Consider the following 11,593-nt stretch of genomic DNA (forward strand, 5'->3'; position numbering starts at 1 on the left):
CTGCTGACCGATCCGGCGAAGGCGCCGCTGAACGGCACCGACGTCCTGGCGCACCTGGGCGATGTCGTCGCCCAACGCCGCGCCGAGGGCGATCCCGACAAGAGCTACGTCGCCAAGCTGTTCGCCAAGGGGCTGGACCAGATTCTCAAGAAGGTGGGCGAGGAAGCGACCGAGGTCGTGCTCGCCGCCAAGGACGGCGCGCCGGACAAGCTGGTCTACGAGGTCGCCGACCTGTGGTTCCACTCGATCGTCGCGCTGGCGGCCCTCGACCTGCGGCCCGAACAGGTGCTGGCCGAACTGGCCCGTCGCGAAGGCCTGTCCGGCCTCGAGGAATTCGCCCGCAGAAGCCCCGCGCCGGGGAACGCATGAAGGAGAGCGCATGACCCAGTCGTTCGAACCGCAGTCGCCCGATGTCGTCCTCGATCCCGAACGCGAGGCGAGCCTGCGCAGCGTCGGCATCATCAGCTACGTGCTGCACGCGGTCGTCGCGATCGGCGCGCTGCTGCCCGGCGTGCAGGCCAGCATCGTGCTGCTGATCGTGGCGGTGATCGTCGACCTGGTCAAACGCGACGAGGCCGCCGGGACCTGGCAGGCCACCCACTTCTCGTGGCGGCTGCGCAGCGTGCTGTGGTGCGGCATCCTCTACGTCGTCACCATCCCGCTGTGGTTCCTGTTCGTCATTCCCGGCTGGATCGCCTGGTGCGCGATCTCGATCTGGTTCCTCTACCGCATCGTGCGGGGCTGGCTGGCGATGAACGACCGCCGGCCCATGCCCCGCTGACGGGTGCCCCGTTGACCGGTGCCCCGCTGACCGATCCTCACCGTCGCCGACCATGAGCCACGACCCCCACTGCCTCTTCTGCAAGATCGTCCAGGGCCAGATTCCTTCGAAGAAGGTCTACGAGGATGACGACATCCTCGGCTTCCACGACATCCATCCGTGGGGACCGGTGCATTTCCTGCTGATCCCCAAGCAGCACATCGCCAGCATGGTCGACCTGCAGCCCGAGCATGCGGCGCTGCTCGGAAAGATGTCGGTGCTGGTGCCGCGCCTGATGAAGGAACTCGGTGTCACCAACGGTTTCCGGACCGTGATCAACACCGGTTCGGATGGCGGGCAGGAGGTCTTCCACCTCCACATGCACGCCATCGGCGGACCGCGCCCCTGGTTGAAAGGCTGAGCATCGGCCTCATCTGCAGGTCGCCTCTGTGTGTTGCCGCCGTGGGATGAGCGGGCCGCAGCGATCGGTTTTCCGATCCCGGCCGTTCGTCCAGCGGTAGGTTACGGGCCCATAAGCCGCTGAAGCGGGGAGGGGCGGGCGTTGTTTGCCGACATGCCTGTCATGCGCGCACCGTAGAATTTCGGCTTCCGACTCTGGAGATTGTCATGGGTGGTTTGAGCATTTGGCACTGGCTGATCGTGCTGGTCGTCGTCATCGCCGTCTTCGGCACCAAGAAGCTGCGCAACGTGGGCGGCGACCTGGGTGCTGCCGTCAAGGGTTTCAAGGACGGTATGAAGGACGGCACCTCGCCCGACGCGCCGCCGCAGCAGGTGGCCAACACCAACAAGGCGGCTGATCCGAACACCGTCGACGTCGACGCCAAGACGCGCAGCTGAGCGCGGCCCGCATGGTCGATTTCGGCTTTGACAAGCTGATGCTGATCGGCGCCGTGGCGCTGGTCGTGCTCGGCCCTGAGCGCCTGCCGCGCGTGGCGCGGACGGTGGGCACGCTGCTGGGCAAGGCGCAGCGTTACGTGTCCGACGTGAAGGCGGAGGTGAACCGGTCCATCGAACTGGAGGAACTCCAGAAGATGAAGGGCCAGTTCCAGACCGCCGTGAACGACGTGCAGTCCAGCGTGCAGGAGCAGATGGACGCCGCCAACCAGTCGATGCAGTCCACCTGGTCCGACCTGTCCGTGGACGGCTCGAACGCGGACGGCACGATCGGGGGCTACGGCGGTCCGGTCCCGGTCTACGCGCATCCGAAGAAGAACTGGCGCCTCAAGCGGGGCGCCACACCGGTCTGGTACAAGCAGCAGCAGGGCGTGCGTCGCCACGCCCAATCCGGCGCGGCCCGCGTGGCGCGCTTCCGACCTTCCCGCCGAGCCCCATGAGCAGCCCCCAAGAAGACGAACTGGCCGGCACCGAACAGCCCTTTGTATCCCACCTGATGGAGCTGCGCGACCGGTTGATCCGGGCGCTGCTCGCGGTCGGGGTGGCGTTCGGCCTGCTGTGCGTCTGGCCCAGCCCCGGCAGCCTGTTCGACCTGCTGGCGATGCCGCTGGTGGCGCACCTGCCGCAGGGCAGCTCGATGATCGCGACCAACGTGCTGTCGCCCTTCCTCGTGCCGCTGAAGATCACCTTGCTGGCGGCCTTCCTGCTGGCTTTGCCGGTGGTGCTGTACCAGGTCTGGGCCTTCGTGGCGCCGGGTCTGTACTCGCACGAGAAGCGGCTGGTGATGCCGCTGGTGGTGTCGAGCACGCTGCTGTTCTTCGCCGGGGTGGCGTTCTGCTACTTCTTCGTCTTCGGCAAGGTCTTCACCTTCATCCAGAGCTTCGCGCCCAAGAGCATCACCGCCGCGCCGGACATCGAGGCCTACCTCGGCTTCGTGATGAACATGTTCATCGCCTTCGGCGCCGCGTTCGAGGTGCCGGTGGTCGTGGTCGTGCTGGCGCGCATGGGCCTGGTGACGGTGCCGCAGCTCAAGCAGTTCCGCGGCTACTTCATCGTGCTGGCCTTCGTCATCGCGGCGGTGATCACGCCGCCGGACATCGTCTCGCAGCTCGCGCTGGCGATCCCGATGTGCCTGCTCTACGAGGTCGGCCTCTGGGCCGCCAACGCCTTCGCCAGATACTCGAAGGCGCCGGACGCCGAGGCGGAAGAAAGCAACGGCACCACCGGCTGACGCTGGCGGCGACACGCCTTCAGCCGACTCAGCCGGCTCACCCGGCCGGCGCACCGCCCGCGGCGGCCTGGCAGGACGCCAGCAGCCCGCGGGACTCGGCATCGAGTTCCGCCAGCCCGTCCAGCGCCGCCATCTCGCTTCGCGCCCGGGCGTCCTGCCCGGTGCGCAGCATCAACTGGACGGCAAAGACCCGCACACGGGCTCGTTCCGAAGCCTCCACCTCGACCTCGAGCGACAGCGCCGTCTCGACGTTGGCCAGGCTGCCTGCGGGATCGGCCTCGGCGACGAACCCGGCGCGATTGAGGCACGCCATCCAGCGCTGGATGACCGGCGCCTGCGCGTCGGCGATGACGGCATCGGCATCGGCGCACGCCGCAGCCGTGTCGCCAAGCGCCCAGTGCGCCATGCTGCGATTGACCAGGGCAGTCGCGCGCAACGCCGCATCGGGACCCTGGTCCAGCAGCTGTGTGTAGCCCGTCACCGCCTCGTCGTCCCGGCCGCCTTGCTGGTGGATCTTGGCGATGTTGTAGCGGAAGGCCAGCTGCCGCGTTTCGCTGAGTCCTTGCTCGTCCAGTGCGCGCCGGTAATCGGCAATGGCGCGCTCATGATCGCCGAGGTGGTTGGCCAGATCCGCGTGGCGCGCCAGCAGGCCGGCCGTGTCCGACTGCGGCGATCCGGCCTCGGCAATGGCTTGTCGATGGGCTTGTCGAATGGCTTGTCGAAGGGCTTGCACCGTCCGCACTTCCCCGTCGTCGCCGCCCGTGGCGATGCTGGCGGCCAGGCCGCGCATCGCCTGGTCGCGATCGGCGTCGGAGGCCATCCAGCGGGCGAAGTTCAATGAGGCGACCTTCAGGTCCGCCAGCGGGTGGAATCGCCGCAGCGGACCGGTGTCGCCGTCCAGCACGAACCCCGCCCAGTGCAGCGGATCCAGCGGGTGTTGCGCCTTCACCAGATCGCGCGCCTCGCGCAGCGCCTCGATCCGGGATCGGCCGGCAAGCACGGCCGTGTAGAAGCTCGTCGAGAAGAGCCGGCTGCTGTCGTCCGGGATGTCCCACAGCGTGGCGACGACGGACCGGCAGCCGGCGGCCAGGAAGGCCCGCCGCAGCCCGTGCGCGCCGTCGCCGTCGGTGAGCTCGCCCAGGCCCGAGCGGCAGGCGCTGAGCACGACCAGGTCGGTCTGCTGCAGGTTCAGCTGCTGGATGGCCGAGGCGTAGACGATGCCGTCGCCGACCGGCTCCGGCAGCGGGCGCCCGAGCAGCGCGGCATTCGCGCCGGCGAAGGCGAGGCCGCAGCGCTGGAGCGGATCGTCGAGCACGCTGCGTCGTTGGAGCGCGTTGCCGATGGGCGCGGAGAGCCCGAAGGTATCCTCACGCTCGCCCGGCAGGACGAAGCCGTGCGTGGCGATGTGCAGCAGTTCGGAAGAGCCGTTGGCCAGCAGCTCCTGACGCAGCGCCCACACACCGGTCAAGGCCTCGACGCCGAGCAGGCGCGCCATGTCAGCCCCCTCGTCGGCGGCGCCCGGCAGCGCGCCGAAGCCGCCTTCGGGGAGCAGGCCGGCCAGTTCGTCATGGACCCACGACCGTCCGCGCGCGGCCGTGAAGGCCGCTGGCAGATCGAAGTCCGGGCCGGCAAGCACGAGCGGTTCCCCGCCGCGACGGACGAGCTCGTCGCGCCGCGCCGCCTCGCTCAAACGCAGGCAGCCGCTGATCGACATGGACTCGCCGAGCGCCTGGCCCGAGGGGGTCGTCAGCAGGTCGAGCGGCACGGCGGCCCAGGCGCGGTCGGCCGCGACGTGCAGATGCCGCGCGCTCGCGATCCGTGTCCAGCAGGGATGAAGCAGCCGCTTGCCGAGGAAGCCGGCCAGACGCATCCAGGCGGGCCGGGCAAGACCTGGCGCCGCAGGCGGATCGTCGACGAGCGAGCGGCGCATCTCCGCGACCGCGCGATCGACCTCGGACGCCAGCCCGAGGTGCACGAGCTGCGGCGTCGCTTCCTTGCCGCCGACCAGCGCGAAGCCGAGGTAGTGGTCCACCGGCGCCGGCGCGACGAGATGCCGTCCCACCACGTCGGGCACGAAAACGATCTCCAGACCCGCGGTGTCCTCGGGCAGTTCGGCGCCGTGGATCGGACGCAAGTCGAACATCGCCTCCAGGTCGCCCACGCCCTGCGCCGCTTCGCGTTCGAGCGATCGCAGATGCGCACGCCGGGCGATGGTCTTGAAGTCGCGTTCCCAGTGCCGGCGATCCGGTGCGGCCAGACGCGACTGGACCAGGGCCTCTTCCAGCTCCCGAACCTTCCGCCACCGCTCGGCGAGGCGGGCCTCGTCCTGCGGCGCGTGCAGCCACTGAACCTGGGCATTGCCGGGCTGGCGCAGGCGCACATAACGCGTCCGAAGCCCTTTCATCATCTGCACGAAACCGAAGGCCGCGGTGACGGCCGGCCCCTCGACAACCCCGTCGCGCCACAGCGCCGTCAGCCACAGCGCCTGGATATCGAGCAGCCGTCCCACGACGCGGCTGACCTGCACCTCGGCCGACCGCCGCAGCATCCCGACGAGCTGGCGCTCGGCGATGTCGGGCAGCGCCGAGGCGGTCTCGATCACCTGCGCCCAGGATTGCCCGGTCGACTGTCCGACCGACTGTCCGACCGACAGGCCGATCAGCAGGCCGCGCAGCAACTCGAGGTAGACCTCGAAAGGGATGCCGCGGCCGATCTCGCTGGCCGGTATCTGCGGGAGGAACGCCGAAAAGAGCGAGGTCGCGCCTTCGGTATCGCCGCTCGCCAGCCGGGCATCGGCCAGCAGGATCAGCCAGGTCGACTGGGCCGGTCCGTGAACCCTGTCGACAGCCGCTTGCGCCTCGGCCAGGACGGCGCCCGCCTCGCCGCCGCGCAGCAGCTTCATGCGCGCGATGGCGGCCCGCGTGCGCCAGGCGCGCTCACCGTCCTCGCCTCCGGCCGCCACGCGCCGCCGCAAGGCTTCGGCGAACAGCGGCTCGGCATCGTCGTACCGGCCGAGGCTGGTGTAGACCTCGGCCAGGTTGTTGAAGAGCTTGGCCGTGAAATCGCCGCCGACGGGATTCACGCCTTCGACGTCGAGCGCGCGCACGAAGTAGTACTCGGCCTCCTCGAAGCGGTACAGCACCCGGCTCAGCTCTCCGACCTCGTAGCAGCTCTGGTTGGTGCGGATGTCGTCCGGGCCCAGCCATCGGTGGCGCTGGTCGAAGGCCGCCACGTGGGCGTCGACCGCCTCCTCGAAGCGATGCTCGTCGTCGTACAGCCGCCCCAGTGCGTAGGCGTCGTCGGCGGCGCCCGGCCAGTCCTGCGCGGCCGCGCGTTCCTGGATCCGGGCGCGCAGCGCCGCGATGCGCGCCTCCACGTCAGCCTGCGCCTCGGACGCGGTGTTGGCGTTCGGGGCGTCCTCGTTCATGGTGATGGCGGCAGTCGCCGGCGGCGTCGGTCCGTCAGTCCCTCAGTCCGTCAGTCCGACGACCCGGCGGCGACCGGATAGTCGACGGCGACGAAGTCGAACGCGGCTGTCTCGCCCTGGGGCGCTTCACGCGTGCGGAAGTCGTCCGGACGCAGGAAGCGCTTGCGCACGCCGCTGGCGAGGACCAGCGGCGTCAATCCCGGCTCGGCGATGAACTTGGCGCCGATCCGGGTTTCGCGCTTGACCTGGAGGCCGGCATCCAGGCTCGCGAGGGTGACCGTGCCGGCCTGCACGCCGCCCTTGGCGCTCAGGTCGAGGCTGGCGTCCTTGCCTTGCGAGATCAGGATCGTCGACGCGCCGGCCGTGACCGTCTCGGTGATCACCACATAGCCCTCCGGCCACTTGTCCTGCCGATGCAGGGCGAGCACCTGCTGGCCCACCGCATGCAGGTTGGCGATCTGCCGCGAGGTGCAGCCGGCCAGCCGCAACAGCACCGCGCCGGCATTGGCGAAGCGCACGGTCAAGCCGGCATCCTCGATGGCGAGCGCCGATCCGGCGATCGGCGCCTGGCCGGCGGCCTTGATGTTGATCGACACCTCGTCGGCGGAGCTGTACTCGAAGTCGGTCTTCACCGGTGCGTCCTTGGCCTCGAAGGCGATCCCGAAATCGGCGAGCGTTCCGACCTTCTGCAACTGCAGGTCCTCCAGCGTGCAGACGTCGCCCGGCGCGAGCGGCACCGTGGGCAGCCAAGTCGCGAGATAGTTGAGTTCGTCGTGAACGCCTTCGGTGTACCGGGAGTGCAGCGCCATGGGGATTCTCCGGAAGCGGGACGGGAGGGCACGCAGGAGCGGGGAGGCCTGGGGGATCCAGACGCCGCCACGGAGACTAGCCGGGGAAGGACGGCGGCGACAACCGTATCAACTAGGGGGAGCGCCATGAAGAACACCCCGGCAACTGGCGTCACCGGGGTGTCTGAAGTCCTCTCGCCCCCGATGCTGGCTCGGGTGCTGTGGGCGTGCCAGGCGTCCTGGCCTGGAGGTCGGGGAAGACTTATTCCGTCTTCGCTTCCGCCTTGCGTTCCTGCGCGATCTTCGAGACCGCGACCGGCTTGCCTTGCAGCTGGTTCAGCGCCTGGCGCAGCGGGAAGTCCTCGGTGCTGCCGAACTCGGGCAGCGGCTTGGGCGCTTCGGCGCGCTTGGCGTAGTCGGCTTCCAGCTTCTGGCGGCGTTCCTCGCGGATCTTCTCCAGTTCCTTGGAGCGCGCTTCTTCCGTCTTCTCGTCCGAGCCGTGCAGGTGCTTCTCGAGGTCGGCCTCGCGCATGCGCAGTTCGGCGAACACGTTGCCTTCCGCGGTCTCGTCCAGCGGGATGTCCGGCACGATGCCCTTGGCCTGGATGGAGCGGCCGCTCGGCGTGTAGTAACGGGCGGTGGTCAGCTTGACCGCCGTGTCCGGACCCAGCTGGCGCACGGTCTGCACCGAGCCCTTGCCGAAGGTCTGCAGGCCCATCACGGTCGCGCGCTTGTGGTCCTGCAGCGCGCCGGCGACGATCTCGCTGGCCGAGGCGGAGCCCTCGTTCACCAGCACCACCATCGGCACGTTCTTGATCGCGTCGGGCAGGCGGCGCAGCGGATCGCCGGAGCCGCGGCGGGCGTAGAAGTCCGGATCCGCGCGGTAGCTGGCCTTGGATTCGGCGAGCTGGCCGTTGGTCGACACGACCTCGACGCCCTTGGGCAGGAAGGCCGCGGAGATCGCCACCGCGCCCTCGAGCAGGCCGCCCGGGTCGTTGCGCAGGTCCAGCACGACGCCCTTGATCTTGGGGTCCTGCTTGTAGAGATCGGCCAGCTTCTGGGTGAAGTCCTCGACGGTGCGGTCCTGGAACTGGCTCACGCGGATCCAGGCGTAGCCCGGCTCGACCAGCTTGGCGCGCACGCTCTGCACGCGGATTTCCTCGCGGCTGATCGTGACGGGGAAGGTGCGGCTCTCCGACTTGCGGAAGATCGACAGCGTGACCTTGGTGGCCGGCTCGCCGCGCATCTTCTTGACCGCCTGGTCGAGCGTGAGGCCGCGGACCGCGGTGTCGTCGATCTTGCTGATCAGGTCGCCGCTCTTGAGACCAGCGCGGAAGGCGGGGCTGCCTTCGATCGGGGAGACGATCTTGACCAGGCCGTCTTCCATGCCGATCTCGATGCCCACGCCGACGAACTTGCCGGAGGTGCTCTCGCGGAATTCCTTGAAGCTCTTCTTGTCGAAGAACTGCGAGTGGGGGTCCAGGCCGCTGACCATGCCGGAGATGGCGTCGTTGATCAGCTTCTTCTCGTCGACGGACTCGACGTAGTCGGACTTCACGATCCCGAAGACCGCGGCGAGCTGCTGCAGTTCCTCGAGCGGAAGGGGGCTGGGGGTGCTGCGGGCGTTGGCCTGCAGTTGCATCGTCGTCATGACACCGGCCATCGCACCCAATGCGACCCAGCCCGCGACTTTCAGTTTGGCGCCCATGATGAAAAACCTTGAATCAGTACAGCCTGGCTGCTTGGCGCCGCATGGTCCGTCCCCGTTGTGCGGGACGGAACAAAGGCGTTCCCAGTATATGTGTCCGGCAAAAATCCGGCCCGGCATGAAAAGCCGGTTTACCCCGCATTTACGCGTATCGCAAGCCCTTCGCGCGCATTCCGGACGCGTCGTGGCAACGGCGCGTGACCGTGGGAATGACTTCCGGCAGGGGGCGGTCGGATCGGAGATGCGGACGGGCACGGTCGGTGCCATGATCGATGCGATGCCAGCCGCGGTGCGACTCCCATGCGCCGCAGTCGCCCGCCTACCAGGAGCAGTTCCATGGCCTTGCCGCATGCCGCCCCCGCCCAGCCCGTCGACGTCGCGCCGCTGGGCGCCGCGTTGACCTCGACGCCGTCCTCGGCGCTGTTCAAGTCGGAGGGCCTGGAGGTGATGCGCATCGTGCTGCCCAAGGGCAAGTCGCTGCCGCCGCACAAGGTCGACGGCGAGATCACGCTGCACTGCCTGGAAGGCGAACTCGAGTTGAGCGTCCAGCGCGACGGCGCGGAGCAGCGCCATGCCTTGCGCGCGGGGCAGCTGTGTTATCTCGAAGGGGGCGTGGTGCACGCGGTGACCGGCGTGGTGGACGCGTCGGCCTTGGTGACGATCGTGCTGAAGCGTTGAAACGCTGCAAGGGGCGCTGCTGGGGCGCTGGTCCCTCCGACAGGAATCGAACCTGTATCTGCCGCTTAGGAGGCGGCCGTTCTATCCATTGAACTACGGAGAGCCCGCGTGAATCGGCCTGAGTGTGGCCGGTCCGCGAAAGCGGCGGATTCTCGCATGGAAGCCGTGGTCGTCAGTGGCCCGGACGACGACATCGCGCAGGCGGCGGTTCGCGCCGCTACTCCCACTTCCACTGCCAGATCACGTCCAGGCCCTGCTGGTACTCGTTGGCCTGCGCCCGCAGGGTGAACCGCTGCGCCAGCTTGTAGATCACCTGCCAGGACCCCGTGGTCGCGTTCAGACCGCGCTCGTAGGCGACGAAGACGTTGCGGCTGACCTGCTTGCCCAGCCGCACGACCGTGCCGCGCGCGTCGTCGCCTTCACCGCTGAAGGACAGCTCGTCCAGTCCGATGTTGTGGATCAGCTTGTCGCTGGCGCTCTCGCCGTCGCCGCTGATCAGCGCCATCGCGGCGCGCTGCATCAGCGCGGTGTCGCTGCGGCCCAGGTTGTCCGGCGAGCGCCCCAGCACCAACCAGGACAGCTTGTTGGTCTCGCTCATGTCGGGCTCGGAATAGAGCTTGATCCGCGGGCTGCTGGCCGTGCCGGTCACCGTCACGCCGACGCGCACGGCCTCGTTCTCCATGTCGGGCCGGATCGCGAGCACGTCCAGCCGCGGGTTGTCCAGCGAACCGACGAAGCTGAACACGCCGCGCTCGACCACCAGCTTCTGGCCGTAGGCGTTGAAGGTGCCGCCCTCGCTGCGGACCTCGCCGGTCATCTGCGGCCGCGGCTGGCCGTCCTGCGCCAGGTGCAGCAGGCCGCGCAGCTTGGTGTCGATGCCGTAGCCCTTGAGCTGCAGGCGCCGGCCCAGGTCCAGATCCAGGTCGAGCTTGAGCCGCATCGGCTTGCCGCTGCCGTCGACGGCCTTGGGCGGCGCGTTCTGGCGCACCACCTGCACGTCGCTGTCGAGCTGCGGCGCATCGCCGCGCGAGAAGTCGAACAGGCCCTCGACGACGACGAACTGCCCCTTCAGGTCCAGCAGCTGCGCGCTGGCCTTGAGCTGCGCCGCGCCGGTCGCGACGACGCGCCGGTCCACCCGCTGCAGCAGCGCGAAGGTGTCCGCCTTCAGCGACAGCTCCGCGCTCGGCTGCGAACCGAAGCGCAGCGTGCCGTCCATGTTCACCGTGCCGTTGCCGGCGCGGGCGGTGAATTTCTCGAGTTTCGCTTCGCGGCCGCTCATGGTCAGCGCGAGCTCGCCCTGCTGCATGTCCACGCCCAGCAGCGGATTGCGCAGCGACAGCTTCTGCGCGCCGGCCTGGCCGCGGACCTCCGGCGCGCCCAGCGTGCCGCCGAAGTTCAGTGTCGCGGCAAGGCTGCCGCCCAGGCGCCAGCCCGCCGGCAGCCACGGGCCCCAGTTGCCCATGTTGTCGACCTTGGCCTCGATGCCGCCCTCGAGCTTGGCGCCCGGCGTCGGCAGCGCGTGCGGGCCGGCGGTGCGGAAGGTCACCGCGCCGCCGATGGCGCCCATGTTCTCGCCGGCCACGCCCTGCACCAGGTGCCACACGCCCTGGTCGGCGAGCACGCCCAGCCGCAGGTCGGTGAGCGCGAGCCGCTGCGTGCTGACTTCGTCGGTGACGGTCAGGTCGCCCTTGGTGCGCTCGATCATCGCGTCCACCGTCAGGCCGCGCGCGTCGCGCTTCGACTTGAACCGGCCTTCGATCTGCAGGTCGCCGCCCCAGCCGAAGTCCGGCTGCAGCTTGTTCAGCACCGGCGCGGCGGCCAGCGGCTCCGTCACGGCCTGCACGTCCCACTCGCCGGAGGGCAGGTGCGGCTGGTTGGAGCTCTGCCACATCATCCGGTCCCAGCGCAGGCCGGCACCGAGCAGCTCCATCCGACCCGGGGCCAGCGTCGCCTGACGAGGATCGAGTCCCGGATCCAGCCGCAGCGCGAGCGCCAGCGGTCCGGCCTTGAGCAGCGGCGTGGGCTGCTGGCTGGCTTCCAGCGCGAGCGTCAGCCCGCGCGCCTGCCACAGCGCGCCCTGGCGCCA

General features: G+C 69.2%; 11 protein-coding genes and 1 tRNA gene. 7 read left to right on the forward strand and 5 right to left on the reverse strand.

The features are described from left to right. The first annotated feature begins 3 nt into the window (after window positions 1-3). The 6 genes from VF536_RS27650 to tatC all read left to right on the forward strand — a co-directional run bounded on the left by VF536_RS27650 (window position 4) and on the right by tatC (window position 2,906). Window positions 4-369, forward strand: coding sequence for a phosphoribosyl-ATP diphosphatase (locus VF536_RS27650; protein ID WP_331618165.1), 366 nt, complete (start codon window positions 4-6; stop codon window positions 367-369). Between the two features lie 10 nt (window positions 370-379). Then, window positions 380-781: a hypothetical protein gene (locus tag VF536_RS27655; RefSeq protein WP_331618153.1), complete on the forward strand. Its 402-nt coding sequence runs from the start codon at window positions 380-382 to the stop codon at window positions 779-781. A gap of 52 nt (window positions 782-833) precedes the next feature. Continuing rightward, window positions 834-1,181, forward strand: a complete 348-nt coding sequence (locus tag VF536_RS27660; RefSeq protein ID WP_331618154.1) for a histidine triad nucleotide-binding protein — start codon at window positions 834-836, stop codon at window positions 1,179-1,181. Between the two features lie 206 nt (window positions 1,182-1,387). Further along, the gene (gene tatA, locus VF536_RS27665; RefSeq protein ID WP_331618155.1) at window positions 1,388-1,618 is read left to right on the forward strand and encodes a Sec-independent protein translocase subunit TatA; all 231 of its coding nucleotides are present in this window, start codon (window positions 1,388-1,390) and stop codon (window positions 1,616-1,618) included. A gap of 11 nt (window positions 1,619-1,629) precedes the next feature. Beyond that, window positions 1,630-2,115 (forward strand): Sec-independent protein translocase protein TatB, encoded by a 486-nt coding sequence (gene tatB, locus VF536_RS27670; protein WP_331618156.1) that lies wholly within the window; start codon window positions 1,630-1,632, stop codon window positions 2,113-2,115. Next, complete coding sequence (gene tatC, locus VF536_RS27675) at window positions 2,112-2,906, forward strand: twin-arginine translocase subunit TatC (RefSeq protein ID WP_331618157.1); 795 nt, start codon at window positions 2,112-2,114, stop codon at window positions 2,904-2,906. Before tatB ends, tatC begins: the two co-directional genes overlap by 4 nt. 37 nt (window positions 2,907-2,943) lie before the next feature. Here tatC and VF536_RS27680 read toward each other — a convergent pair whose 3' ends face one another. From VF536_RS27680 to VF536_RS27690, 3 genes are all read right to left on the reverse strand, one after another. Then, a complete protein-coding gene (locus VF536_RS27680) occupies window positions 2,944-6,333 on the reverse strand; it encodes a CHAT domain-containing tetratricopeptide repeat protein (protein ID WP_331618158.1) in 3,390 nt (1,129 codons plus the stop codon). Window positions 6,334-6,383: 50 nt separating this feature from the next. Then, window positions 6,384-7,142: a hypothetical protein gene (locus tag VF536_RS27685; protein WP_331618159.1), complete on the reverse strand. Its 759-nt coding sequence runs from the start codon at window positions 7,140-7,142 to the stop codon at window positions 6,384-6,386. Between the two features lie 241 nt (window positions 7,143-7,383). Next, on the reverse strand, window positions 7,384-8,829 hold the full coding sequence (locus tag VF536_RS27690; protein ID WP_331618160.1) for a S41 family peptidase: 1,446 nt from the start codon (window positions 8,827-8,829) through the stop codon (window positions 7,384-7,386). A gap of 336 nt (window positions 8,830-9,165) precedes the next feature. On the opposite strand from VF536_RS27690, the gene VF536_RS27695 reads away from it, so the two are divergent. Further along, a complete protein-coding gene (locus VF536_RS27695) occupies window positions 9,166-9,507 on the forward strand; it encodes a cupin domain-containing protein (protein WP_331618161.1) in 342 nt (113 codons plus the stop codon). Window positions 9,508-9,535: 28 nt separating this feature from the next. Here the strand turns inward: VF536_RS27695 and VF536_RS27700 are convergent. Together VF536_RS27700 and VF536_RS27705 are read right to left on the reverse strand one after the other, a co-directional pair. Next, window positions 9,536-9,610 (reverse strand) — tRNA-Arg (locus tag VF536_RS27700). 114 nt (window positions 9,611-9,724) lie between these two features. Beyond that, window positions 9,725-11,593: translocation/assembly module TamB domain-containing protein (locus VF536_RS27705; protein WP_331618162.1), on the reverse strand; the 1,869-nt coding region annotated here is incomplete at its 5' end.

This window comes from Roseateles sp., assembly GCF_036486225.1.
Taxonomy (GTDB): domain Bacteria; phylum Pseudomonadota; class Gammaproteobacteria; order Burkholderiales; family Burkholderiaceae_C; genus Roseateles.